The 23,921-nt window shown below is 75.4% G+C and carries 20 protein-coding genes; 7 read left to right on the top strand and 13 right to left on the bottom strand.

All coding sequences use genetic code 11. From position 1 onward, the window contains the following. Positions 1 to 12: 12 nt before the first annotated feature. Positions 13 to 795: a sugar phosphate isomerase/epimerase family protein gene (locus ACF1AK_RS29735; protein ID WP_391501927.1), complete on the top strand. Its 783-nt coding sequence runs from the start codon at positions 13 to 15 to the stop codon at positions 793 to 795. Positions 796 to 1,994: 1,199 nt separating this feature from the next. Here ACF1AK_RS29735 and ACF1AK_RS29730 read toward each other — a convergent pair. Next, positions 1,995 to 3,077: a substrate-binding domain-containing protein gene (locus tag ACF1AK_RS29730; protein ID WP_391501926.1), complete on the bottom strand. Its 1,083-nt coding sequence runs from the start codon at positions 3,075 to 3,077 to the stop codon at positions 1,995 to 1,997. 262 nt (positions 3,078 to 3,339) lie between these two features. On the opposite strand from ACF1AK_RS29730, the gene ACF1AK_RS29725 reads away from it, so the two are divergent. Together ACF1AK_RS29725 and ACF1AK_RS29720 are read left to right on the top strand one after the other, a co-directional pair. Further along, positions 3,340 to 5,139, top strand: a complete 1,800-nt coding sequence (locus ACF1AK_RS29725; protein WP_391501925.1) for a beta-galactosidase family protein — start codon at positions 3,340 to 3,342, stop codon at positions 5,137 to 5,139. A 219-nt stretch (positions 5,140 to 5,358) separates the two neighbouring features. Continuing rightward, positions 5,359 to 6,459 (top strand): substrate-binding domain-containing protein, encoded by a 1,101-nt coding sequence (locus ACF1AK_RS29720; RefSeq protein ID WP_391501924.1) that lies wholly within the window; start codon positions 5,359 to 5,361, stop codon positions 6,457 to 6,459. Positions 6,460 to 6,516: 57 nt separating this feature from the next. Here the strand turns inward: ACF1AK_RS29720 and ACF1AK_RS29715 are convergent, their stop codons facing one another. The 5 genes from ACF1AK_RS29715 to ACF1AK_RS29695 all read right to left on the bottom strand — a co-directional run bounded on the left by ACF1AK_RS29715 (position 6,517) and on the right by ACF1AK_RS29695 (position 11,224). After that, on the bottom strand, positions 6,517 to 7,014 hold the full coding sequence (locus ACF1AK_RS29715) for a GNAT family N-acetyltransferase (protein ID WP_391501923.1): 498 nt from the start codon (positions 7,012 to 7,014) through the stop codon (positions 6,517 to 6,519). Beyond that, the gene (locus tag ACF1AK_RS29710; protein WP_391501922.1) at positions 7,011 to 8,363 is read right to left on the bottom strand and encodes a DUF6271 family protein; all 1,353 of its coding nucleotides are present in this window, start codon (positions 8,361 to 8,363) and stop codon (positions 7,011 to 7,013) included. The genes ACF1AK_RS29715 and ACF1AK_RS29710 overlap by 4 nt, the downstream gene beginning before the upstream one ends. A gap of 572 nt (positions 8,364 to 8,935) precedes the next feature. Continuing rightward, positions 8,936 to 10,102 (bottom strand): amidohydrolase family protein, encoded by a 1,167-nt coding sequence (locus ACF1AK_RS29705; protein ID WP_391501921.1) that lies wholly within the window; start codon positions 10,100 to 10,102, stop codon positions 8,936 to 8,938. A gap of 86 nt (positions 10,103 to 10,188) precedes the next feature. Beyond that, the gene (locus ACF1AK_RS29700; protein ID WP_391501920.1) at positions 10,189 to 10,416 is read right to left on the bottom strand and encodes a hypothetical protein; all 228 of its coding nucleotides are present in this window, start codon (positions 10,414 to 10,416) and stop codon (positions 10,189 to 10,191) included. 76 nt (positions 10,417 to 10,492) lie between these two features. Then, entirely contained in the window at positions 10,493 to 11,224 is a 732-nt protein-coding gene (locus ACF1AK_RS29695) for an SDR family NAD(P)-dependent oxidoreductase (RefSeq protein WP_391501919.1), read from the bottom strand. Positions 11,225 to 11,319: 95 nt separating this feature from the next. On the opposite strand from ACF1AK_RS29695, the gene ACF1AK_RS29690 reads away from it, so the two are divergent. The 3 genes from ACF1AK_RS29690 (at position 11,320) to ACF1AK_RS29680 (ending at position 13,826) form a co-directional block, all read left to right on the top strand. Further along, positions 11,320 to 12,225, top strand: a complete 906-nt coding sequence (locus ACF1AK_RS29690; RefSeq protein WP_391501918.1) for a LysR family transcriptional regulator — start codon at positions 11,320 to 11,322, stop codon at positions 12,223 to 12,225. Positions 12,226 to 12,291: 66 nt separating this feature from the next. Further along, the gene (locus ACF1AK_RS29685) at positions 12,292 to 12,630 is read left to right on the top strand and encodes an ArsR/SmtB family transcription factor (protein WP_391501917.1); all 339 of its coding nucleotides are present in this window, start codon (positions 12,292 to 12,294) and stop codon (positions 12,628 to 12,630) included. Next, entirely contained in the window at positions 12,627 to 13,826 is a 1,200-nt protein-coding gene (locus ACF1AK_RS29680; protein ID WP_391501916.1) for an MFS transporter, read from the top strand. The genes ACF1AK_RS29685 and ACF1AK_RS29680 overlap by 4 nt, the downstream gene beginning before the upstream one ends. Before the next feature lie 165 nt (positions 13,827 to 13,991). On the opposite strand, the gene ACF1AK_RS29675 is transcribed toward ACF1AK_RS29680, so the two are convergent. From ACF1AK_RS29675 to ACF1AK_RS29655, 5 genes are all read right to left on the bottom strand, one after another. Next, on the bottom strand, positions 13,992 to 14,330 hold the full coding sequence (locus tag ACF1AK_RS29675) for a hypothetical protein (RefSeq protein ID WP_391501915.1): 339 nt from the start codon (positions 14,328 to 14,330) through the stop codon (positions 13,992 to 13,994). 356 nt (positions 14,331 to 14,686) lie between these two features. Continuing rightward, entirely contained in the window at positions 14,687 to 15,388 is a 702-nt protein-coding gene (locus ACF1AK_RS29670) for a FadR/GntR family transcriptional regulator (RefSeq protein ID WP_391501914.1), read from the bottom strand. A gap of 75 nt (positions 15,389 to 15,463) precedes the next feature. Then, a complete protein-coding gene (locus ACF1AK_RS29665) occupies positions 15,464 to 16,675 on the bottom strand; it encodes an MFS transporter (RefSeq protein WP_391501913.1) in 1,212 nt (403 codons plus the stop codon). After that, positions 16,672 to 18,111 carry an amidase gene (locus ACF1AK_RS29660; RefSeq protein ID WP_391501912.1) on the bottom strand — a complete coding sequence of 480 codons (1,440 nt, stop codon included), beginning with the start codon at positions 18,109 to 18,111 and terminating at the stop codon, positions 16,672 to 16,674. Before ACF1AK_RS29660 ends, ACF1AK_RS29665 begins: the two co-directional genes overlap by 4 nt. A 304-nt stretch (positions 18,112 to 18,415) precedes the next feature. After that, complete coding sequence (locus ACF1AK_RS29655; protein WP_391501911.1) at positions 18,416 to 19,402, bottom strand: alpha/beta fold hydrolase; 987 nt, start codon at positions 19,400 to 19,402, stop codon at positions 18,416 to 18,418. 130 nt (positions 19,403 to 19,532) lie between these two features. On the opposite strand from ACF1AK_RS29655, the gene ACF1AK_RS29650 reads away from it, so the two are divergent. Next, complete coding sequence (locus ACF1AK_RS29650) at positions 19,533 to 20,138, top strand: helix-turn-helix domain-containing protein (RefSeq protein ID WP_391501910.1); 606 nt, start codon at positions 19,533 to 19,535, stop codon at positions 20,136 to 20,138. A 109-nt stretch (positions 20,139 to 20,247) separates the two neighbouring features. Here the strand turns inward: ACF1AK_RS29650 and aceE are convergent, their stop codons facing one another. Next, positions 20,248 to 22,902 carry a pyruvate dehydrogenase (acetyl-transferring), homodimeric type gene (gene aceE, locus ACF1AK_RS29645; RefSeq protein ID WP_391501909.1) on the bottom strand — a complete coding sequence of 885 codons (2,655 nt, stop codon included), beginning with the start codon at positions 22,900 to 22,902 and terminating at the stop codon, positions 20,248 to 20,250. 209 nt (positions 22,903 to 23,111) lie between these two features. Further along, positions 23,112 to 23,777, bottom strand: coding sequence for a GntR family transcriptional regulator (locus ACF1AK_RS29640; protein WP_391501908.1), 666 nt, complete (start codon positions 23,775 to 23,777; stop codon positions 23,112 to 23,114). Positions 23,778 to 23,921 lie beyond the last annotated feature (144 nt).

Raw genomic sequence — 23,921 nt, 5'->3', positions numbered from 1 at the left:
GAGTGAGCCGCCGTGCCCCTCGCCCTCTCCACCCTTGGCCTGCCCGGCATGCCGCTCGACCGCGTCGCGGCCCTCGCGGCCGAGCACGGCTGGCGCGGCCTCGAACTGCGCTGCGCCGACGACCAGCCGGTCCGCCTCGGCCTGGACGCGGACGAGCGCCGGCACACCGCCCGGCTGCTGTCCCGCGCGGGCCTGCTCCCGCTGACCCTCGCCTCCTACGTCGGCGTCGCCGCCCCCGGGCCGGACGCACCGGTTCTTGCCGCGCTGACCACCCACCTGCGGCTGGCCGCCGACCTCGGCTGCCGCTACCTGCGGGTCTTCCCGCACGGCGGCCCCGGCCCGGCGGCCGAGGCCGACGGGCGCGCGGTCCGCAGGCTGTGCGCAGCGGCCCCGCAGGCGGCGGCCCTCGGCGTGCGGATCCTGGTGGAGACCCACGACTCCCACCGGGCCGGCGCCGCCCTGGCACCTCTGCTGCACCGGGTGGACCACCCCGCGGTCGGCGCGCTCTGGGATCTCCTGCACACCTGGCTGGCGGGCGAGACCCCCGACCAGACCCACCGGGCGCTCGGCCCCCACCTGGGATACGTGCAGGTCAAGGATGTCGCCTCGGCGGACGACCTCACCCCGCTGCCGCTCGGCGCGGGCGTGCTGCCGATCGCCGACTGCCTGCGCCTGCTGCCGCCCGGGGCCTGGGCGGCCTGGGAGTACGAGGCCCCCTGGCACCCGGACGCCGCCCCCCTTGCCCCGCAGCTGCGCGCCGGCGCGCGGCGCTTGTCGGCCCTGCTGCCGGGCTGAGGCCTGATCACCTGGCGGCTCCCTCGGCCGGAGGTGACGACGGAGGGAGTGGATCTCCGCGGGAGCAGGTCCTACCGCCCGGCACCCACGCGTGTGGGAGTACGGCCCCCTGATATCCGGACGGCCCCGTCCCTTGCCCCGCAGCCGGGCCGGGGACGGGGCGCCTGTCGGCCTTGCTGCCGGGCTGAGACCCGTCCGATCGATGATCATCCGGCGGTTCCCGGGGCCGGCGGTGTCGACGGGGGCGTGGATCCCCGCGGGAGCACCCCCCCGGCCGCCCACGACCTGGGCGGCCGGGGAGTACGAGGCCCGCGCTACCTGGGCGCCGCACCCTTCACCCCGTAGCTGGGGGCCGGGGCGGGGCGTCTGTCGGCCCTGCTGCCGGGCTGAGGCCTGATCACCTGGCGGTTCCCGGGGCCGGAGGGCGGCCTGGGAGTACGAGGTCTCCGGTACGCGGACGCCCCGTCCCTTGCGCCGCAGCTGGGGGCTGAGGTGTGGCGCCTGTCTGCCTTGCTGCCGGGCCGAGGCCTGATCACCCGGCGGTTCCCGAAGCCGGAGGGCCAACGGGGAGTGGATCTCCGCAGGAGCGCGCCCTGCCGCGCGGCATCAGCGCCCGGGTGGGCGCGATCACGGGCGGCGGGCCCCGGCCCGCGATGGGGAGGCGGACCTCGCCGGCCCGTCCGCCCCGGGCGCGGCCGAACGCCTGGCGCCTTCGCGAGCGGTCCGGAGCCCTGTCCGGACGACTCGGCGGACCGCCGCTCCGCCGCGCTCCCGTTCGCGGGCGCCGCCGGCTGCGGCACCTCCGCCGGCTCCGGCGCTACCCGCGCCGCACCGGCACGCCCGCCCACCGCGCTGCTGACGGCTGGAGAGGGAGAGGAGGAGGCTGTCGCCGAACTCGCCGCGGGCCACCGCCCGACCGCCCGGACCGGGTGACCCGCTCCAGGCGCTCGGTGGAGTAGCCGTGGACCGAGAGAACGCCGCCGCGGGGGCGAACACCACGGCCGTCATCGCCGGCCCGGCCGGGACCACGGCCGGGACCCCGACCAGGCCGGGCAGGTCGGCGCCCGCGCCGAACAGCACGCGGCGGCCGGGGGACAGCCGTCCGGCCCCCGAGGGCGAAGCCGAGCGTCACCCCGTGGCCGGGAACGGATCCGCCAACCCGCCCCGCCCCGCCCCGTGGCGCGGGCGGGGCGGACCCCTCAGCCGAGGGCGCCGCAGGAGGCGCGCACGTGCAGGACGGGCAGCAGGGCCGTGCGGTGCACCGGGAGCTCGTCGCCCACCGCCAGCCGGCGCAGCAGCACGTCGACCGCCGCCCCGCCGACCGCGCGCTTGGGCGGGGCGACGGCGGTCAGCGGGGGCGCGGCGAGTGCGGCGAAGACGTCGTCGTAGGCGACCAGCGCCACGTCCGAGGGCACCGCCAGGCCGTGCGCGCGCAGCAGTGGCGGCAGCCGCAGCGCGTCCTGGTCGTTGTGGACGAGCACCGCCCGCGTTCCGGCGCGCACGGCCTCGGCGATCCGCGCCACCAGCAGTTCGGGGTCGGCCGGTACGCTGCCGGGCCCGAGCGTGTCCAGCGCGGGCAGTGCGGGCAGCCCGAGCAGCCGGGTGCCCTCGCGGTACCCGGCCCGCACCTCGGCGGCCGTCCAGGAGTCGCCCCGGGCGGCCAGCAGTACGCTCCCGTGGCCGAGCCCGGCCAGGTGGCGCAGGGCGCTCAGCACTCCGTGGCGGTGGTCGGAGGCCACGGTGTCCAGCCCGGACCCCGGACCGTCCGGGGTGGGGGAGCGGCGTTCCACCAGCACAGCGGGCACCGGCAGGGTGTCCAGCCAGGCGTAGTCCTCGGCGGCCCGGCCGGGGAGCAGGCCCGGGGCCAGCAGCAGGCCCTCGGCGCCGGACTCCAGCAGGCGTTCGGCCTGCAGCCGGTCGCCGCCCGCGCCGTACGGGGCGATGCCGAGGACCAGCCGGGCCCCGGCGGCGGTGGCGGCGGCCCGGGCGCCGGCGATCACCTCGTCGAAGTAGGACCCGACCGAGGGCACCAGCAGGCCGAGGGCGCGGCCCTCGCCGGGGCCGGGGGCGGCCGGTGCCCCGGTGGCGTCCGGGCGCTCCAGGGAGACGAAGCCGTGGGAGCGGGAGAGACGGCCGGCGTCGGCGAGCGCGGCGATGTCGCGGCGGACCGTCACGGCCGGGATGCCCAGGCGTTCGGCCAGCTCCGTGAGGCGGACCCGCCCGCCGAGCTCGCCGACGGCCGACACGATCAGTCTGCGGCGCTCTTCCCCCGAAATGGCCATCGTGGCCTCCCCATGTCGTGCCCGCCGAAGCGTCGTCCGGAAGCGGTCAGCCGATGATTTTCCGATCGAAGAGTATCGTTCGATCGAAAATTGATCAATAATACCCAGGGCTGTCGATCGATTGACCGTGCGATCACCAAGCTCCTAGGGTGACCCCGGTGGCCGCCGCCGATCCGCCCGCAGCCACCCGCGCAGCCGTGCGCCCGGACCCACCGAGGTCCCCACGCCCCTCGCTCCCGCTCCCCTCCCGCGGAGGACCCCGATGGCCGACCAGGCCCCCCACCCCGCCCTCACCACCGACGGCGACACCTTCCTGCGCGGCGGACGTCCGCACCGGATCGTCTCCGCCGCCGTCCACTACTTCCGCATCCGCCCCGAACAGTGGACCGACCGCCTCACCCGGCTGCGCGCCATGGGCGTCAACACCGTCGAGACCTACGTCGCCTGGAACTTCCACCAGCCCACGCCCGACCACGCCGACTTCACCGGCGACCGCGACCTCGCCGCCTTCGTGCGCGCGGCCGGCGACCTCGGGCTCGACGTCATCGTCCGCCCCGGCCCGTACATCTGCGCCGAATGGGAGTTCGGCGGCCTCCCCGGCTGGCTGCTCGCCGACCCCGCGATGCGGCTGCGCCGTCTGGACCCGCCCTTCCTCGCCGCCGTGGACGCCTGGTTCGACCACCTGGTGCCGGTGCTGCTCCCGCTGCTCTCCTCCCACGGCGGTCCGGTGGTCGCCGTCGCCGTGGAGAACGAGTACGGCAGCTACGGCAACGACACCGCCTACCTCGAACACCTCCGGGACGCCCTGGTCTCCCGGGGCGTGGACGTCCTGCTGTTCACCGCCGACGGCGCCGAGGACGGCTTCCAGCTCGGCGGCCGGGTGCCCGGGCTCCTCACCACAGGAACCTTCGGATCCCGCCCCGAGGAGTCCCTCGCCTGCCTGCGCCGCCACCAGCCGGTCGGCCCGCTGGTCACCATGGAGTACTGGTGCGGCTGGTTCGACCACTGGGGCACCGCGCACCACGTGCGCGACGCCGCGGACGCCGCCGCCGTGCTCGACGCCCAGCTCGCGGCCGGCGCCTCGGTCAACCTGTACATGGGCCACGGCGGCACCAACTTCGGCTGGTGGAACGGCGCCAACCACGACGGCACCACCTACCAGCCGGACGTCACCAGCTACGACTACGACGCCCCGGTCGGCGAGGCCGGTGAACTCACCGAGAAGTTCCACCTCTTCCGCGAGGTGATCGAACGCCACCTCGGCCCCAACCCGCACCCGCTGCCGCCGCTGCCCGCCCGCCTCGCCCCCCGCACCGCCCCCGTCAGCGCGAGCCGCCCGCTGCTCGGCGCCGGCGGCGCCCTCGCCGAACTCTCCACCGTGCACCACCTCCCCGAGCCCCGCCCGATGGAGGAGCTCGGCCAGAACTTCGGCCTCATCCACTACCGCACCCGGCTGCGCGGCCCGCTCGCCCACGGCGACCTGCGGGTGGACGGCCTGGCCGACCGCGCGCAGGTCTTCCTCGACGGCGAGCCCCTCGGCGTCCTCGACCGCGACCACCCCGCGCAGGCCCTGCCGCTGCGGGTCCCCGAGGGCGGCGCCGTGCTGGACCTGCTCGTCGAGAACCAGGGCCGGATCAACTACGGGCCGCTGCTGCACGACCGCAAGGGCATCACCGGCGGCGTCCGGGTGGACCGGCAGTACCAGTTCGGCTGGGAGGTGCGCCCGCTGCCCCTCGACGACCCGACGGCCCTCGCCCTCGGCGAGCCGTCCACCGCCGACGGGCCTGCCTTCCACCGGGCCGAACTGACCGTCGACGCTCCCGCCGACGGCTTCCTCGCCCTGCCCGGCTTCACCAAGGGCATGGTCTGGCTCAACGGCTTCGCGCTCGGCCGCTACTGGGAGATCGGCCCGCAGCGCACCCTCTACGCCCCGGCGCCGCTCTGGCGGGCCGGCGCCAACGAGCTGCTGATCCTCGAACTCCACCGCCCGGGCGACCGCGTCGAACTGGTGGAGGGCCCCGACCTCGGCCCCGTCGTCCCCGAGGAGCGGTACGGCTCCTGACCCTCCCGGCCCCGTCCGCCCCGCGGGCACGCGCCGCGCCGCGGCCCGTGTCCGCGGGGCCGTCCCGGCCTCCGGTGACGGGTGGTAGGTTCCTGTCCACCTCGACAGGCCTCCGACGGGCCGTCGACGGAGCTCCGACCGAGCTTCGACCGAGCTTCGACAGGGCCACAACAGGGCCACGACAGGGCCTCGAAAGGCCGCCCACCGACAGGGAGTGCCATGCCGATCCCGGCGGACGATCGCCGTGCCCGCATCCTCGACACGGTGCGCGCCCTGGGCACCGTCCGGGTGGTGGACCTCGCCGAGCGGCTGGGCCTGCCCGCCGTCACCGTCCGCCGGGACGTCGCGGCCCTCGCCGACGCGGGCCGGCTCCGCCGTACGCACGGTTCCGTCTCGTTCGGCGGGCCCGCGCCGGACGGTCCCGCGTCCGGCGCTCCCGGATCCGTCTCCGCTCCGGCCCCCGCGCCGGACCGCCCCGCCGAGGCCGTCACCCTGGGTCTGCTCGTGCCCGCCGTGGTGCAGTACTTCGACGAGGTGATCACCGGAGCGCGCACCGCCGCCGCCGGAGCCGGTGTCCACCTGGTCCTCGGCATCTCCTCCTACGAGGCCAGCGCCGACCGCGTCCAGGTCGACCAGCTGCTCGCCTCCGGTGTTCAGGGCCTGCTGCTCGCCCCGAACTGGAGCGCCGCCGACCGCCCGGAGGATCACGCCTGGGTGGCCGGACTCCCCGTCCCCGCCGTCCTGCTGGAGCGCCGCCCGGCCCCCGGCAGCCCCGCCGCCGCCCTCGACGCGGTCGGCTCCGACCACCGGCACGGCGTTCTGCTCGCCCTGCGTCACCTCGCCGGCCTCGGCCACCGCAGGGTGGCGCTGGCGGCCCGCACCGACACCTGGACGGCCCATCAGGTCCGCCAGGGCTACGCCGAGGCCTGCCGGACGCTCGACCTGCCCGCCGAGCCCGTGATCGACGTCCTCACCCCGGCCGCCGGGGTCGACGAGGTCGCGGCCCGGCTGGCCGGAGCCGTCGCCGGCGGCCTCGGCGCCGCGCTCGTCCACAACGACCAGGACGCCCTGCAACTGCTGCCCCTGCTGCGGGCCAGGGGCGTGCGGGTCCCGGGGGACCTCGCGCTGGTCAGCTACGACGACGTGTTCGCCGCCCTCGGTGCCCCGCCGCTGACCGCGGTGGCCCCGCCCAAACGCGCCGTGGGCGCCGCCGCGGTGGACCTCCTGGTGCGGCGGCTGGGCGCCGGCGGCAGCGCCCTGCCGGTGCACCACCTGGAGCTGCTGCCGGACCTGACGGTGCGCGAGTCCTCCGGCGGCTGACCGCCCCGGTCCCGCCACCGCCGCTGCCACTGCCGCCGCCGGTGAACGGGCCCGGCGTCAGTGCACCGGCATCGACATGTAGACCGCCCGCCGCCCGTAGGACGCGGGGACCGCCACCTCCCGGTGCGCGCGGTAGCCGATGAGCCGCAGCAGGATGTCCGCCCCGCGCACCGCGACCATCGAGATCCGTTCGAAGCCCAGTTCCTCCGCCCGCGCCCGGAAGTACCGCATGAACCCCAGCGCGACCTCCCGGCCGCGCAGGTCCTCGGCGATCACCAGGTCGTGCACGTGCAGGTTGCCCGATTCGAACGCGGCGTCCTCCGGCTGCCCGAGGTCCGGGCAGCGCAGCGGCGGGTACGGCAGGCTCAGCAGATAGCCGCGGACCGTGCCGTCCTGCTCCAGCACGAAGCAGGTCTCCGGCGAGCCGAGGGCGCGGGACTGCAGGGCCTCCCGGCCCTCCGACAGGCCGTCGGCCGCGTAGGCGGCGTACTCCAGCGCGACCACGGCGTCCCAGTCCTCGTCGGTGAGCTGCCGGATCACGAAGTCCTCGCTCACCCGGCCGCCCCGACCACGCCGTCCGCCGCGGCCGCACCCGGGCGCAGGCCCTCCGCGCGGGCGGCGGCCACCATCCCCGCCCAGGCCTCCACCAGCACCGCCCAGCGCCGGGCGTCCTCCTGCGCCTCGTCCAGCAGCTGCTGCCGCCGCCCGGCCACCACGTCGGCGAGCTCGGCGTACTTGCCGCCCAGCTTGCGGTAGGAGCGGTCCAGCACGTCCAGGCAGTGCTCGTTCCCGGCCCGGTCCCAGTCGACGCTGCCCCGCACCAGTGCGAGGATCGGCTCGACCTTCAGCCCGTGCCGCTCGTCCAGCAGGTCACGGCCGAGGTCGATCATCCCGCCGTAGACCGGGTACAGGTACAGCATCGAGAGCAGGAGCTTCACGAACCCCATCTGGTAGGGGATGAAGCCGGCCCCGGTGCGGCGCTCGGGCGTGTAATAGTTGACGATGTGGCGGTTGTGGACGACGCCCGGCATCCGGGAGTGGACCAGCGCGTGCAGCAGGGCGTAGTCGCAGCCCAGGGTCTCGGTCGAGGGCAGCAGCGGCAGCACCTCGTACGCCCGGTGGTCCAGCGCGACGTTGCACATGAAGACGTCCCAGATGTCCGGCACGCCGAGGACCGAGTGGTCGGCGGTGAACGGCTCGGTGCCGGTGCCCTTGAAGGACATGTCCACCATCGCGTCGCGGTCCTCGTCCGGCCAGACCGGCGGGGTCCACAGCCGCACCACCTCGCGGTAGACCTCCGGGTCCAGCTCGCGGATCTCGCCGATGTCCACGTTGAGTTCGCCCATGAACGAGCCGCTGACCAGCATCACCGGCTTGTCCGCGTCGGCCGGGTCGAGCTCGGAGCGGGTCACCCCGGCCACCGCCTCCCCGGCCGGGCGGCCGATCGACAGCAGCTCGTGGTGGATCGGGAAGACCTTCCGGCCGTCGAGGACCTGGAAGTCGGCGTCGTCGTTGCGCAGGTGCACCGAGGTGCAGCCGAGGGCCGCCGCGCCCAGGAACACCCGGTTGACGCAGGACCCGTACGCGACGGCCCGCGGCACCATCATCTCCAGCAGCAGCCCGGGATCGGCGGCACCGGAGCGCTCCGCCACCCGCCGGAAGAACTCCCGCTGCTGCGCCTCGCCGAGGTGGTGCACGAACACCCCGGCGGCCGGCGCCAGCGAGGCCACGGCATCCGCGTTCTTCACGAACCCGCCGGCATCGGTGGCATCGGTGGTGTCGAGGATGAGCAGGTGGACCTCGGCCCCGAACGTCTCGACGGCGTACGCCGCCTCCTCGGCGAGGTCCACGATGGTGCCCGGGCAGGACCGCATGGTGGGCAGGGCGAGGCAGACTCGTTGCATGGGCGTTCTCCGTCTGGTCGTCAAAGTCGTTACACCGATGGCGTCTTCGGGGTCGGCGGTGGGGTGGGTCTCCGCACCGAGTGCGCGACGGCTCGCTCGGCGGAGCCGCGAGGTCCGCTCAAAGCCGTTGTGAAGTGGTCGAGTTGAGGAGGCCGGTGAGTCCCGGGCAGGATCGGTGCCGGGTCACGGGGCTCCGCCGGACTCACCTGGACGACCTCGTTTCACCACCGTGGACTAGACCAACTCCGGTGTCAACGGAGATCGTTCGGCGACCGCCCGGCTCCCCCCGACACTGCCCTAACGGGCACCCGCCCCTGCCCGCGCACCGGGCACCCGCGGCGATCGCGCTCCGCGCCCCGGACGTGGCCGGCTCCCGGTTCCGGGCATCCTCGGCGGCATGGGGGCGCGGGCACCCGCCGCACCGGCTCCCGGCAGCGCGGCCGGCACCGTGTGCCGGGTCGACGCCTCGTCACCCGGCGGACCGGGCCCGCGGTGCTGCCGGCGCCTTCCGGTCCAGCGCCGCGGGGAGGTGCCGCTCCCGGGCGGGCCCCAGGGGTTCGCAGGCGTCCGGGTCAGGCATGCGGCAGTCCGTAGAGGCGCTGCGCGTTGGTGCGTCCGATCATCGTCGCGACGCGGACGGCGTCGGCCTCGGCCCACTCGCCCTCCTCGACCCAGGCCCCGAGTGCCCGGGACATGCCGCGCCGCCAGAGCACGGCGCCCAGGTGGTGCAGTTCGGGCGGCCCCCAGGCGTCGGAGGAGTACAGCACCTTGGTGAAGGGGGCGAGTTCGAGGCTCTCGGCGACGACGGCGGTGGAGGCGGCGCCCGTGTGGTTCACCCCGAGACCGACGTCGAAGTAGACGTGCGGGAACACCTGGGCGAGGAACCCGGCGTTGCGGTGGAACGGGTAGCAGTGCAGCAGCACGACATCGGTCCCGGCGCCCTCGATCTCCTTGAGCCAGGGCATCAGCAGCAGCGGGTCGCACCGCCGCAGATCCAGGTCGGGATCGCCGTACCCGGCGTGCAGTTGCAGGGGCAGCCCGGTGTCCACGCCGGTCCACAGCGCCATGCGCAGCAGCACCGGGTCGGTCACGCGGACGGGGGCGCCCGCCGCCGGCTCGCGCAGCCAGGCACCGGCCGCCCGTTCCACCTCCCCGGCGGAGGGCCGGGCGGGGGCGAAGTCGAAGCCGTGGCGGTAGGCGATGATCGACTTGAGGCCGACCGCCGTTGCGGTGGCCCCGGCGAGCGCCGTCCGGAAGTCCTCGGCGAGGCGCGCGGCGCTGCTGGTCGGCGCGACGTCCTCAAGGACGGTCTCCAGGCGCACGATCTCGGAGAACCGGGCGGGCAGGCGCTCGGCGAGCGTGCCGGGCGACAGCAGTTCGTCGCTCTTGAAGCCGGTGTCCAGCAGCCAGTCGCTGACGCCGGCCGCGCCGAGGAAGAGGTCGGACAGCTCGGCCGGGGTGCGCTCGGACCGCGCGCTCCAGTACGCCTCCGCCGACGCGTGCGGGGGCAGGCCGAGCAGCGGTGCGCAGTGGCGGCGAATCGCGAACCCGATCTGCGAGTCGAACTGGGTGGCCCCGGCCGGGAGGGGGCGGTCGGATTCGGTGATCAGCGTCTCGAACCGCTCCCGGGTCACCGGCGAGGCGAGCGGTGCGTGGACGTGGTGGTCGACCAGCGGCAGCGCGGCGATGCGGCGGCGCAGGTCGGTGGGCATCTGCTCCGTGGACCTCTGCTCAGACATGGTCAAGAGTGTGCAGGACGGAACCCCTGTCCCGTTCGAGGGCAGCGCCGGGCCCGGCCTGCGCGGCCGGTCCCGGGGGGGCGGGGTCAGCTGCTCGACGGGGTATGGGGTCCGGTGCCGGAGAGCGCGGTGGTGGAGATGTCCGCCATCGCCGTCACGGCCCGCCGGCGGTCCAGAGCCGGGTCCAGGCGGTGCTGGACGTTGATGCCCAGGGTGCCGCCGAGCAGGGCCGCCGCGACGGCGTCCTGATCGGCGACGTGCGCGCCGGTCGTGCACAGGTGGTCGGCGTACAGCGTGCGGATCTTGGCGCACACGACTCCCACGCCCCCGGCGGAGTCCCCTCGGCACCGATCCCGCGGGGACCCGCGCGGGTGGTGGCCGCCGTGCCGTTCACCAGGGCACGACGCCGGCGTCCTCGAAGAACCGGCCGGTCGGGCCGTCGTCGGGCAGCGTCGCGAGTCGGACGGCGATGGCCGCGCCCTGTTCGGGGGTGCGCACGCCCTGGAAGTCGTTGAGGCCGGTCGCGACGTAGCCGGGGCAGCAGGCGTTGATCAGGATGTTCGTGGCGCTCAGCTCCCGGGCGTACTGGAGGGTGACGGCATTCAGGAACGTCTTCGACGGCGCGTACGCCACGGCCAGCGGCCCGGGAGCCGGCCCGCCGGCGGTCCCCGACTGCCGGGTGAGGGAGCCGACACTGCTGGACACGTTCACGATCCGCGGTGAGGCGGAGCGGCGCAGCAGCGGCATCATCGCGTTGGTGACCCGGACGACGCCGATGACGTTGGTCTCCACGACCGTGCGGATGGTGGCGGGGTCGACCCGGGTGGGCTCCTGGGGCGCGCCGCCGGCGACGGCGGCGTTGTTGACGAGCACGTCGAGGCGCCCGGCCCGTTCCTCGACCAGCCGTGCGGCGGCGGTCGCGCTCGCGTCGTCGGTGACGTCCAGCGGGACGCCGAACGCGTCGACGCCGGCCGCGCGCAGTCCCTCCACCGCGGCCCCGCGGCGCTGCTCGTCGCGCGCGCCGACGCCGACGCTCCAGCCGAGGGCGCCCAGGCCCGCGGCGATCTCGTAGCCGATTCCCTTGTTCGCGCCGGTGACCAGCGCGACCGTTCGTTCGCTCATGGGGACCATGCTGCGCCCGGGCCACGGAGGGGGTCCAAGACCGATCGGGTGGGCGGCGATACCGTCCGGGTATCGGTCCGGAGTACCGTGCCCGGATGGAGACCAGGGAACTGCGCTACTTCGTCGCTGTCGCCGAGGAGTTGCACTTCGGGCGCGCCGCGCAGCGGCTCGGGATCGCACAGCCGCCGCTGTCCCGGGCGATCCAGCAGCTCGAACGCCGGCTCGGCGCGGCGCTGCTGGACCGGACCGGACGCACCGTCACGCTGACCGAGGCCGGCGCGGTGCTGCTGGCCGAGGGCCGGGCGGCCCTCGACGCGGTCGCAGCGGCCGAGCGCCGGACCCGCCGCGCGGCGCTTCCCCCGGCCGGCCGCCCCGGCCTGGTCCTGGTCGCCAAGGCCAGTGCCTCCCGCGAACTGCTGGCGGACCTCCTGGACGCGTACGCCGCCGAACCCGGCGCGGTCCCCGTCGACGTCGTCCTGTGCGGCCCGGCCGAGCAGGAGCGGCTTCTGCGCGACGGCCGGGCCGACGTGGCGCTGCTGCACCGGCCGTTCGACTCGACGGCGGGGTTCCACACCGAGGAACTCGGTACCGAGGGCCAGGTCGTGGTCCTGCCGGCCGGGCATCCGCTCACCGCCCGGACCGAGCTGCAGATGGCCGACATCATCGGGCTGCCCGGCCTGCCCCTGCCTCGCTGGCCCGACCCCGACGGCAGCTACCCGCCCGGCCCGGGACCCCAGGTCCGCGACCACGCGCAGCTGTTGCAGCTCGTCGCGCTCGGCCGCGCCTGCGCGCTCTCACCGGAGTCGGGCCGGTCCCATCTGCACGGTGACCTCGCCGCCGTGCCCGTGCTGGACGCCCCGAAGGTCACCACCGTGATCGCCTGGCCGCCGCACAGCCGGTCCAGGGCCGTCGCCGACCTCGTCCGGACGGCGACCGGCCTCCGGCAGCCGGAGCGCCCGCCGGGCTCCTCGGCCGGACACGCGGCAGCGCGGCCGGCTTGATCGTTCGAGAATCCCCGCACTATGATCGTGCGGGAATAGTCGAACGATTCAAGGGGGCGGGTGCCGATGGCGCCGTCACGGGTGTATGCGCATCCCGGAGTTGACGAGATCGCGATCCCGCGGGTGCTCTTCGCGCTGAGCGAGCCGCTGCGGCTGTCCATGGTGCGGATGCTCGCGGAGCGCGGCGAGGTGGACAGCATCGAGCTGGGGCCGGACCTGCCGCGGTCGACGCTCACGCACCACACCGGCCTGCTGCGCGAATCCGGGGTGGTGTTCGTGCGCGCCGAAGGGCGCAAGTGCATGATCCGGCTGCGCCGCGAGGACCTCGAAGCGCGGTTCCCGGGTCTGATCGGCACGGTCCTCAACGGGTACCAGGAGGCCGCGTCCGCCGAGGAGGACGCGTGATCCGCCGTGTCTGGCCCCTGGTCGCGGCCGCGATCGCGCTGGGAGTCGATGCCTACGTCCTCGCCGGAGTGCTGCCCGGGATCGCCGACTCGCTCGCCACGACGGTCGCCGCGGTCGGCCTGGGCGTGACGGCCTTCACCGCGGCCTACGCCCTGGCCGGGCCGTTGCTGTCGGGCACGCTGGTCCGGGGGAGTACCGCCCGGGCGCTGCTGATCGCGCTGGGCGTGTTCAACCTCGGCAACCTCGTGACCGCGCTCGCGCCGGGGATCGAGGTCTTCCTCGCCTCACGAGTGATCACGGGCGCCGGTGCCGGCGTGCTCACCGCGGTGGCCACCGCGGCCGCCGCCGCGATGGCCGCCGACCACGAACGGGGGCGCGCCACGGCCATGGTGACCTTCGGGCTGTCCACCGGGACGGTCGCCGGAGTGCCGGTCGGCATGGTCGTCGGCCACCAGCTGAACTGGCGCTGGACGATGGGCCTGGTCGTCGCCGTCGGCCTCCTCGGCATGGGAGCGCTGGCCGTCAGGGCGCGGACCATCCCGGCACTGCCCGCTTCACACGGTCCCGCCTTCACGGTGCTGAGGTCGTCGAGGACCCTCATCGGCGTCACCGCCGCGTTCCTCCTCGGCGTGGCCAGCCTCGGGCTCTACACCTACCTGCTGCCCATGGCCGAGGCCCGCGGGCTGCAGGGCTGGGGCTTCGCGCTGGTGTGGGCCTGGGGCGCCGGCGGAGTCGCCGGATCCGCCCTGATCGGCAGACCGCTGGACGCCCACGGGCCCCGCACGCTGCTCATCGTCCTGCCCGCCGCGCTGCTCGGGAGCTTCGCCGCCCTGTGGCTCTTCACCTCCCCGGCCGTGTGGCTCGCCGCCGCGGCGTGCTGGGGAGCGGTGGGATGGGCGAGCGTCCCGACCCTGCAGCAGGCCCTGACCGGGGACCGGCCCGAGCAGGCGATGCCGGTCGTCGCGTTCCAGATGGCCGCGATGTACCTCGGCTCCGCCGCGGGCGCCGCGGCGGGCAGCGCGCTGCTCGCCGGCCACGTCGATCCGGGCGACCTGCCGGCCTGGGCGCTGGTGCCCGCGGCTCTGGCCCTGCTCCTCACCGGGCGGCTCGGCCTCGTCGGGCTCCGGCCTCCCGCCCGGCACGGCGTCACGCCCCTCGGGTGCGAGGCCGCCGGCCGGGGCCTGCCCGGCGGGTGAGGCGGCGTCCTCCGCCAGGGGCCCGGGGCGCCGGCCGGGATGCCGGCGCGCCGGCAGCGCCGCCGCGGGCCCGGCGCCGGTCCGGGCGGCGTTGCCGGTTCCCCCCTCACACCGATGCCGGCGGGACGCCCGGGGCGGCTCGACGGGCGGGTGGGAGGGGCGCGTTCACCGCTGGTTGGCCTTGCCGCTGACGACGCGGTCGCCGGAGTTGCAGGAGGCCGTGGACGAGCTGCTGTTCGCCCACACCCAGGGCCCTTCGACGGTGTACTCCTGGCCGCTGGAGAGGGCCTTGCAGGTCGCCTCGGCCTGCACCTGGTCGGTGTTGGACGCGAAGATGCAAGAGGCGATCGCGCCTTGGGGGTCCCGGTCGGTCACGAGGATCACGAAACACGCGGCGGCCGGGGTCGGTACGTCCTCGGCGGACGCGGACGGCGCGGTGGCGGCCACCATGCCCCAGGCGAGGGTGAGGACGGCGGCGCAGGAAGCGGTGCGCTTGGAGAACATCAGGGTCAACCTCCGGGTCGGGGCGTCCTGGACGGACACCCGGAAAACAGGTGTACGAAGCGTTCCCGTCCGCCCCCTGCGGGTATCGACCCGTTCGCATGAGGCCGCAGCCGGCCCGAGGGGCCGGCACCCGGACGGGCGAGCCGGCCGGCCAGGGCGGTAGGAGCTCCGTGGCCGCGGTGAGCGCAGCCGCCGAGCCGGGCGAGCGCTTCCGCACGCCTCGAACCCCGCCGTCGCCCGGCCCCGGCCCCTCCGAAACCCCTTGGACGGCACGGGGAGCGGCTTGCCGGCCGGTTCCCTGCCCGCCCGGTCACCGGGTCAGCCGGGGCCGGGACCCCGGTCCCCGTGGGCCGCGCTCACCGTGGCCCGACGCCCCCGGCGCGCAGCCTGTCCAGGGTGCGGTCCAGATTGCTGCGGGTCGCCTCGATGGCGGCGTCCGGGTCCCCGGCGGCGATCGCCTCGACCAGCAGATGGTGCGCGTGGTCGATCGCGTGCCGTTCCTCGCCGCCGTGCAGGTCGGTGTCGGCCAGCAGATGCGCGGCCGCCGCGCGCAGGGCGTCGACGAACGAGTCGAAGAGCCGGACCAGCACCGGGTTGCGCGCGGCCTGCACCACCCGGCGGTGCAGGTCCAGGTCCGCCTCGACGAGCTCGGCGAGGCCGGCGGCCGCGTCGCGGGCGGCCAGCGCCTCCCGCAACGCGGTCACGTCCTCCGGTGTGCGTCGCCGCGCGGCCAGCCGGCCTGCTTCCACCTCCAGCGCCGCGCGGACCTCGTACACGTCGAAGACCGCCGAGCGGCGCAGTTCCTGGTCGAACCCGGAGACGGGGGAGGTCGCCGCGACATAGGTGCCCGAGCCGTGCCTGGCGCGCAGTTGACCATCGGCGATCAGGACCCGGACCGCCTCGCGCGAGGTGGTCCGGCCGACGCCGAGCAGTCGGCTCAGCTCCACCTCGCCCGGGAGTTTGGAGCCGACCGGCCACTCGCCGGTGCCGATCAGGCGGCGGAGCTCGGCGACGGCCTCCTCGACCAGGGAGCGATGGCGTACCGGTCGAACAGTCATGGGACGACCCTACAGGCCCGACGGGCCCGGGACCGCGCCCCGGGCCCGCCTGCCGGCCGGGCCGGGGCCCCTTCCTCAGGCCACCGGGTTCCCGGCCGGTTCGGGCGCCGCTTCCGGTGCCGCCGCCGGCACCGGCAGCACCCGGTCGTGCAGACGGAGCGCGCAGGCGAGTGCGACCAGCAGCACGCCGACCAGCAGCCCGAGCACCGTGCGCAGTCCGTACGTGTCGGCCAGCCGTCCGAGCGCCGGTGCGGCGAGTCCGCCCACCGACATGGCGAGCCCCAGGGTCAGCCCGCTGGCGGTGCCGGGCCGGGTGGGCAGGTAGTCCTGGGCCAGCGTCACCTGAGGGGCGAACGGCAGGAACATGGTCAGTCCGAACAGCACCGCGCCCGCCACGGCCACGACCGCGGACGGGGCGAACGCCACCGCGGCGAGTGCGGGGACGGCCAGCAGGTACCCGGCGCGGATCGGCGCGAGCCGCCCGTACCGGTCGCCCAGCCAGCCCCCGAGGAGGGTGCCGACCGCCCCGGCCAGGGTGAGGAGGGTGAGCGCCGTGGCGCCCACGCCCGTCGAGGCGTGCAGCTCGCGCTGGATGTGCAACGCGAGCATCGAGGTGACCGTCACGTACGGCACCGACCAGCCGACGGTGGCCGCGGCCAGGCGTCCGAACGCCCGCCAGTCGTCCCGGTGCCCGCTCGCCCCCGCGCCCCGCACCGCCGGCGGGACCGCCGGCGAGTGCCCCCGTCGCCGCAGCCAGGGGCCCTGCGCGGCCCAGAGCGTCGCGGCCACCAGGGCGGGTACGGCCAGCAGCCAACTGCCCGTCAGGCCGAACGAGCCGACCACGAGGGTGACCAGTGCGGGCGCCAGTGAGGCGCCCAGCGTTCCGCCGACCGAGAACAGGCTCATCGCCCGCTGGGACTGTCCGCCCGCGGCCCGGGCCTGGTGGGTGGCGGCCGGGTGGTAGGCGGCGATGCCGGTCCCGGCGAGGGCGACGCAGAGCCAGGTGACCAGGTAGCTGTCGGCCAGTCCCGCGCAGGTGAGCCCGCCCGCGGCGGTGAGGAAGCCGGCCGGGATGAGCCAGCCGCGGTGGCGGCGGTCCACCAGCAGGCCGAACAGCGGCTGCACCACGCTGGACAGGCCGCTGGCCGCCAGTGCGATGCCCGAGACGGCGGTGTAGCTGTAGTGCCGTTCGGCCATCAGGAAGGGCAGCAGGGCCGGGACCGCGCCCTGGTACAGGTCGTTGACGACGTGGGTGCCGGTCAGGAAGGCCAGCTGGCCGCGCTTCACCGCGCCCTCCGCCCGGCTCGCTCCGCCACCGGCCGGGCGGCGTGGCGCGGCCAGGGCCGGGCCCGTTCCAGCTGGGCGCCGAGGGAGAGCAGGACGTCCTCCCGGTGGAGCCTGCCGGTCAGCATCACACCCACCGGCAGGCCGTCCGGCGTCCGGTGCAGCGGCAGGCTGATCGACGGCTGCCCGGTGAGGTTCGCCAGGGGGGTGCGCGGGGTGTGCGCGAGCATCCGGAGGTAGGTGCGCTCCGGATCGGCGGGGTCGACCAAGGAGCCGACGGGCAGCGGCGGTTGGTCCGTGGTCGGGCTCAGCACGGCGTCGAACCCGGCATAGCGGTGGCAGAGGGCGCGGGCGGTGGCCGACAGCGACGCCGTCGCCGCGTACAGCCGTACGGCGCTGTGCTCGCCGCCCCGGGCCCGCAGCCAGCGGGTGAGCGGCAGCAGACGTTCCTCCCGCTCGGGAGGCACCGGCACCGCGGCGGCCAGCACGCTCCACAGCACGGTGAAGTCCGCCATGTACTCGGCGGGGTCGAACGGCGGGGCCTCCTCCACCCGGTGGCCGAGTCCGGCGAGCAGGTCGGCGGTGCGACGGCAGGCCGAGGCGGCCTCGGGGTGCTGGCCGGGGGCCGGCGGCAGCACTCCGATCCTCAGGACGCCGGGTTCCCGTTCGGCGCAGGCCCGGAAGTGGCCGGGCGGCGGGGCGGGCAGGGCGGCGGCGTCGCCCGGCGTGCTGCCGGCCATGACGTCCAGCAGCAGGGCGGCGTCCGCCACCGTCCTGGCCAGCGGTCCGGCGGTGGCCAGCCCCAGCGCGTCCGTCGCGGGGGCGGGTGTCACCCGGCCCCGGCTCGGCTTGAGGCCGACCACCCCGCAGGCCGCGGCCGGGATCCGGACGGAGCCGCCGCCGTCGCTGCCCAGGGCCCCGGCGGCCAGTCCCGCGGCCACCGAGACCGCGGCCCCGCCGCTGGAGCCGCCCGCGCCGCGCGTGAGGTCGTCCGGGCAGCGTGCGGTGGCGAAGGCCGTCTCGGTGTAGGCGGAGCAGCCGAACTCGGCGGCAGTGGTGGTGCCCAGCAGGACGGCGCCGGCCGCTCGCAGGGTGCCCACGACGGCGGCGTCGGCCGGTGCCGTCCGGTCGTCGAAGGCTGCCGAGCCCGCCGTGAACGGCAGTCCGGCGACCGGCCAGGTGTCCTTCACCGAGAGCGGCACCCCGAGCAGTGGCGGCAGGCCCCCGTCCTGGCCGTCCCCTGCGACGGCCAGCCGGGCCTCGACGGCGGCGGCGGCCCGCCGGGCGCCGGGTGCGTCGACGGTGCGGTAGGCGCCCAGCGCGCTGTTCAGCTCGTCGATCCGGCGCAGGTGGTGGTCGACCAGCTCGGTCGGCGAGACGGTGCGGTCACGGATCGCCGCGGCCTGTTCGGTCAGTGTCAGGTCATGAAGGTCTGTCATGATCACCCCTAAACTCCTCAGGTCCTCTGAGGACTTTGCCACCGTAGAGGGTGACCGAGCCGGAAAGCAAGGCAAGCCTTACCCGGGCTCGCTCAGGCGCCCCCGGCGCCCTTGCTCCCCCCGGCGCCCTTGCTCCCCCCGCGGCTCGCCCGACACCGGGGCCGCCGGCGGGGGCCTTCCGTCACCGGGACGGATCCGGCCCGGCGCCGCCGCTTCCCCGCCCGTCGGCGCGAGCGGTGCCTCGGCGCGGATGGTCCCGGGTGTGCGATGCCGGCGGAAGCCGGTGCGGTGCTCGGCGCCCGGGTCAGTCCCGGAGGGTGGCGAGCCAGTCGGTCAGCAGCCGGTTGACCTCGTCGGGGCGCTCCTGCTGGATCCAGTGGCCGCAGCCGTCCAGGAGGTGGGAGGCGGTCAGGCCGGGGAGGGTGGTGCGGTGGGCGTCGATGGCGTCGGACATCCAGGTGGTGGAGGCGTCCAGGGTCCCGCCGATGAACAGGGACGGCTGCCTGATCGGGGCTCCGCGGTGCGGGGCGAGGTCCTCCCAGTCCCGGTCCAGGTTCCGGTAGCGGTTGAGTGCGCCGGTGAACCCCGTGCGCTCGAACTCCGCGGCGTAGAAGTCGAGGTCGCCCTCGCCCAGCCAGGCCGGGAGGACGTCCGCGGGGAAGCGGTCGCGCAGCCGGCCGCCGGGGGTGACGAAGTGCGGGTCGGGTTCGTGCGGTGCGGGCATGGTGTCGGCGGACAGGGCCGCGTAGAAGCCCGCGAGCCAGCCCCGGACGTCGGGCTCCATCTCCGCCTCGGCGCGGCCGGGCTCCTGGAAGTAGGAGACGTAGAACTCCTGCCCGGGCCCCCCGACCCGGCTGAAGACGTCGGTGGGGCGGGGGCCGCCGGGCGGTGCGTACGGGACGCTCAGCAGGCCGACGGCCCGGAAGACCCCGGGGTGGAGCAGGGCGGAGGCGGCGGCGATGGTGGAGCCCCAGTCGTGGCCGACGACCACCGCCGCTTCCTCGCCGAGGGCGCGTACGACGGCGGCGTTGTCCTCCACCAGGTCGAGCATCCGGTAGGCGTCGGCCGCCTCCGGCTTGGAGGAGCGGCCGTAGCCGCGCACGTCGATCGCCACCGCCCGGTAGCCGGCCGCGGCCAGGGCCGGGAGTTGGCGGCGCCAGGAGTACCAGGACTCGGGGAAGCCGTGCACGAGCAGGACGAGCGGGCCGGTGCCCTGCTCGACCAGGTGCAGGCGCCCGGCCGGGGTCCGGACGGTGCGGTGGCGGAACCCGGCGGTCGGCTGGGGCTGCATGGGCTTCTCCTCGGTTCGCGGTGGAGGCGGTGTCCCGTCGATCCTGCGGCGTGGCACCCGCTCGGCGCGACGACGCTTGCCGATCTGGCAAACTTGCAGCGCAGGGCGGTGCGACGCGAGGAGGGCGAAGGTGGCAGCCGACGACGCCGACGGCGCGCCGACCGCGATGGGCCCCCGGCTGCGGGCCGCGCGCGAACGCCGCGGCGCGACGCTCGCCGCCGTCGGCCGCGCCACCGGCATCTCCATCAGCACGCTGTCCCGGATCGAGACCGGCCGGCGCGCGCCCACGCTGGACGTGCTGCTGCGCCTTGCCGAGGAGTACGGCGCCTCCCTGGACGAACTGGCCGGCCGGACGCCCGTCCCCGCGGCCGGGCCGCGCGCCAGGGAGCCGCTGAGCTTCGGCGACGACAAGGCGGTGCTGCCGCTGACCCGGTACGTCGGCGGCCTGCACGCCCACAAGCACGTCCTGCCCGCCCTCGACGGCCCGCCGGCGCGGCCCCGCCAGGTCTCCCACGACGGCTACGAGTGGCTGTGCGTCCTGTACGGGCGGCTGTGGCTGGCGCTCGCCGACCAGGACCTCGTCCTGACCCCCGGCGAGGTCGCCGAGTTCGACACCAGGACCCCGCACGGAACGGCCAACGCGGGCCCGGGCGGCCCGGTGGAGTACGTCGTCATGTTCGGGCCGCAGGGCGAGCGGCTGCGGCAGCGCACCCCGCCGGCACCGTCTCCCCGCTGATGGACGCGCGCTCAAGCCCCGGCAGGGCTCCGGCCGCACCGGGTGCCCGCGTCGGGCCCGGGCCGACCGGGGCCGAACCGCGGCCGGCCCGGCGCCCGGGCCGGGAAGCTCAGCTCCCTCCCGTCAGGCCGTAGCGCCGGGCGGCCAGTTCGGGCACATCCGGCTCGACGTCGCCGCGGGCGGCGAGCGTGCGCAGGGCGTGCACGACGATGGACCCGGGGTCGACGCCGAAGTGCCGGCGGGCGTTGTCCCGGTTGTCGGAGAGGCCGAAGCCGTCGGTGCCCAGCGAGGTCCACTGCTGCGGCACCCAGGGGGCGATCTGGTCCGGAACGGCGCGCATCCAGTCGGACACCGCGACGACCGGCCCCGGGGCACCGGCCAGCGCCTCGGTGACGTACGGAGTGCGGCCCCGGGCCTCGGCCTCCATGGCGTCCCGGCGCAGCAGGGTCCAGGAGGGGGCGGACCACACGTCGGCGGCGACGTTCCAGTCGGTGGCGAGCAGTTCCTGGGCCCGCAGGATCCAGTGGATCGCCGTGCCGGAGGCGAGGAGTTGCAGGCGCGGAACGTCTGCGGCGGCCGCGGCGGCGGGCCGGTAGCGGTAGAGGCCGCGCAGGATGCCCTCCTCGACGCCCTCGGCCTGCGGCATCGGCGGCTGGACCCGGGTCTCGTTGTAGACGGTGAGGTAGTAGAAGACGTCCTCGGGGCTCTCGCCGTGCATCCGCCGCAGCCCCTCGCGGACGATCACGCCGACCTCGTAGGCGAAGGCGGGATCGTAGGGCAGGCAGGCCGGGTTGGTGGAGGCGATGAGGTGCGAGTGGCCGTCGGCGTGCTGGAGGCCCTCGCCGGTCATGGTGGTGCGTCCCGCGGTGGCGCCCACCACGAAACCGCGGCCCAACTGGTCGGCGAGCGCCCAGAACTGATCGGCCGTGCGCTGCCAGCCGAACATCGAGTAGAAGATGTAGAAGGGGATCATCGGCTCGCCGTGCGTCGCGTACGAGGTCGCGGCGGCGGTGAAGGAGGCGAGCGAACCGGCCTCCGTGATGCCCTCGTTGAGGATCTGGCCGTCGGTGGACTCCTTGTAGTACAGGAGCTGGTCCCGGTCGACGGGCTCGTACGTCTGGCCCTTGGGGGAGTAGATGCCGGCGGACGGGAAGAGCGACTCCATGCCGAAGGTGCGGGCCTCGTCCGGGACGACGGGTACCCAGCGCGGGCCCGTGCCCTGCTCCCGCATCAGGTCCTTGACCAGGCGGACGAAGGCCATGGTGGTGGCGATCGGCTGGGTGCCCGAGCCCTTGGCGAGGGCGGCGAACGGCCGGTCCGAGGGGGCGGGGAGCGGCCGGGCGACGACCCGGCGGGCCGGGGCCGGGCCGCCGAGCGCCCGCCGGCGCTCCTGGAGGTAGGCGACCTCCTCGGAATCGGCGCCCGGATGGGCGTACGGGACCAGGCCGTCACCCAGCCGGGCGTCGGGGATGGGCAGGCCGAGGAGGTCGCGCATGACGCGGAACTCCTTGCCGGACAGCTTCTTCATCTGGTGGTTGGCGTTGCGCGACTCGAAGCCGGGGCCGAGCGTCCAGCCCTTGACCGTCTGGACCATGACGACGGTGGGCGCCCCGTGGTGGTCGAGCGCGGCCCGGTAGGCGGCGTGGATCTTGCGCGGTTCGTGTCCGCCGCGCGAGGTGCCGACGATCCGGGCGAGGTCCTCGTCGCCGTAGGGGCGGGCGAGCCCGGCGAGCGCCCCGGTGAACAGGCGCTCGCGGATGTAGGCGCCGTCGCGGGCGGCGAAGGTCTGCAACTGCCCGTCGGGCAGGGTCTCCAGGGCGTCGAGCAGCAGGCCGTCGGCGTCGGCGGCGAGCAGGCCGTCCCACTCCACGCCCCAGGGCACCTTGACGACGTTCCAGCCCGCCGCGCGGAACTGGGCCTCCAGTTCCTGCATGATCTTGAAGTTGCCGCGGACCGGGCCGTCGAGGCGCTGCAGGTTGCAGTTGACGACGAAGGTGAGGTTGTCGAGCTCCTCGCGCGCGGCCAGCGAGAGGGCCGCCGTGGCCTCCGGCTCGTCCATCTCGCCGTCGCCCAGGAACGCCCACACGTGGCTTCGGCCGGTGTCCTTGATCCCGCGGTGGTGCAGGTAGCGGTTGAAGCGGGCCTGGTAGATCGCCGAGAGCGGGCCGAGTCCCATGGACACGGTCGGGAACTCCCACAGCCAGGGCAGCCGCCGCGGGTGCGGGTAGGAGGGCAGTCCGCCGCCGCCCGCCTCCATCCGGAAGCGGTCCAACTCGGCTTCGTTCAGCCGCCCTTCGAGGAAGGCGCGGGCGTAGACACCGGGCGAGGCGTGGCCCTGGACGTAGAGCTGGTCGCCGCTGCCGTCCCCCTCCTTGCCCTGGAAGAAGTGCTGGAAGCCGACCTCGTAGAGCCAGGCGGCCGAGGCGTAGGTGGCCATGTGCCCGCCCAGGCCGCCGCGTTCGTTGCCGCGGGTGACCATGACGGCGGCGTTCCACCGGTTCCACGCCGTGATCCGCGCTTCTATCGCCTCGTCGCCGGGGTAGGCGGGTTCGGCGGCGGTCGGAATGGTGTTGATGTACGGGGTGACGGACGGTGGCGGCAGTGGAACGCCGGCGCGGCGTGCGTGGTCGACGACCCGTCGCAGCAGTCGCGCGGTGCGCTGCGGCCCGACGGCGCCGACCGCGCCGTCCACCGAGGCGAGCCATTCGGCGACCTCCTGCGGGTCGGGTTCGGGCAGCTGGTCGAGCTGGTGGTGCGCGGACATGGGTGTGCCCTTCCGTGGTGCGGGCCGACCGGAAGCGGGTGGCGCCCCTGGCGGTCGGCTCGGTGGGACTACTGCTGGCCCGGAAATGCTCAATGATCGATCAAATATTACAGCCGCAAGGAGCGGCCCCTCCCCGGGCGGCCGGGGGCCGGGGGTGGGGGGTGGGGTGGGGTGGGGAAACGGGTTCCGCCGGGCAGGGGCCGCCGGCGTCAGGTGCTCCTCGGCTCGCGCGCGTAGTCCATGACGTGCCGTTCCATCAGGCGCCCCAGGTGGGTGTCGCCGCGCAGCAGGCCCTCGGCGATCTCCTCGTGGTCCTCCGCGTTGTCGTGCAGCTCCGTGCGCAGCCACCGCAGCGAGAGGCGGGTCCACACCTCCACGCCCAGGCCGTCCCAGTGCCGGATGAGCACCGGATTCCCGCAGGCGTGGACGATGGCGCGGTGGAAGGCCACGCCGTGCAGGGCCTGGCCGTCGGCGTCCCCCTCGACGGCCGCGCGGCGCATCGCGAGCAGGTGCTCCTCCAGGACGGCGGTGTTCCCGGCCAGCCGGGGGGCGGCCAGCATGACGGCACGGCGCTCCAGGGCGGCGCGCACGACGTACACGTCCCGCAGCTGATCCACGGTGAGCTCCTGGACGCGGGCGCCCTTGTTGGGGCTGGAGGTCACGAGCTCCATGGCCTCCAGCTCGCGCAGGGCCTCGCGGACCGGAGCCTGGCTGGTGCCCAGTTCCACCGCGACCCGGCGCTCGACGATGCGGTCCCCGGGTTCCCAGCGGCCGGCCACCAGGCCTTCGAGGATGAAGGCGCGCACGTGTTCGTGCAGGGGGGCCCGCTCCAGCGGGAGGCCTGGGGGGCTCGTGGGGCTCGTGGGTGCCGGCAACTCGACTCTCCTTCGCTCACCGGATGAGCAATGATCGATCACCTGCCATGATACTCGACCCGCTCGACCCGCTCGACCCGCTCGACCCGCTCGACCTGCTCGACCCGCTCGACCCACCTGGCCCGCACGGCCGCCCGCCTCGCC

The sequence above is a fragment of the Kitasatospora sp. NPDC015120 genome (genome assembly GCF_043080305.1).
Lineage (GTDB): Bacteria > Actinomycetota > Actinomycetes > Streptomycetales > Streptomycetaceae > Kitasatospora.
Note: the sequence above shows the minus strand (reverse complement) of the source record. Positions and strands in the feature narration are given on the sequence as shown.

Excerpts from the sequence above, each read along its gene's own strand:
- ACF1AK_RS29730 (WP_391501926.1), bottom strand. The coding sequence starts at position 3,077 with ATGGCCATTTCGGGGGAAGAGCGCCGCAGACTGATCGTGTCGGCCGTC.
- ACF1AK_RS29725 (WP_391501925.1), top strand. The coding sequence starts at position 3,340 with ATGGCCGACCAGGCCCCCCACCCCGCCCTCACCACCGACGGCGACACC.
- ACF1AK_RS29720 (WP_391501924.1), top strand. The coding sequence starts at position 5,359 with ATGCCGATCCCGGCGGACGATCGCCGTGCCCGCATCCTCGACACGGTG.
- ACF1AK_RS29710 (WP_391501922.1), bottom strand. The coding sequence starts at position 8,363 with ATGCAACGAGTCTGCCTCGCCCTGCCCACCATGCGGTCCTGCCCGGGC.
- ACF1AK_RS29705 (WP_391501921.1), bottom strand. The coding sequence starts at position 10,102 with ATGTCTGAGCAGAGGTCCACGGAGCAGATGCCCACCGACCTGCGCCGC.
- ACF1AK_RS29695 (WP_391501919.1), bottom strand. The coding sequence starts at position 11,224 with ATGAGCGAACGAACGGTCGCGCTGGTCACCGGCGCGAACAAGGGAATC.
- ACF1AK_RS29690 (WP_391501918.1), top strand. The coding sequence starts at position 11,320 with ATGGAGACCAGGGAACTGCGCTACTTCGTCGCTGTCGCCGAGGAGTTG.
- ACF1AK_RS29685 (WP_391501917.1), top strand. The coding sequence starts at position 12,292 with ATGGCGCCGTCACGGGTGTATGCGCATCCCGGAGTTGACGAGATCGCG.
- ACF1AK_RS29675 (WP_391501915.1), bottom strand. The coding sequence starts at position 14,330 with ATGTTCTCCAAGCGCACCGCTTCCTGCGCCGCCGTCCTCACCCTCGCC.
- ACF1AK_RS29670 (WP_391501914.1), bottom strand. The coding sequence starts at position 15,388 with ATGACTGTTCGACCGGTACGCCATCGCTCCCTGGTCGAGGAGGCCGTC.
- ACF1AK_RS29660 (WP_391501912.1), bottom strand. The coding sequence starts at position 18,111 with ATGACAGACCTTCATGACCTGACACTGACCGAACAGGCCGCGGCGATC.
- ACF1AK_RS29655 (WP_391501911.1), bottom strand. The coding sequence starts at position 19,402 with ATGCAGCCCCAGCCGACCGCCGGGTTCCGCCACCGCACCGTCCGGACC.
- aceE (WP_391501909.1), bottom strand. The coding sequence starts at position 22,902 with ATGTCCGCGCACCACCAGCTCGACCAGCTGCCCGAACCCGACCCGCAG.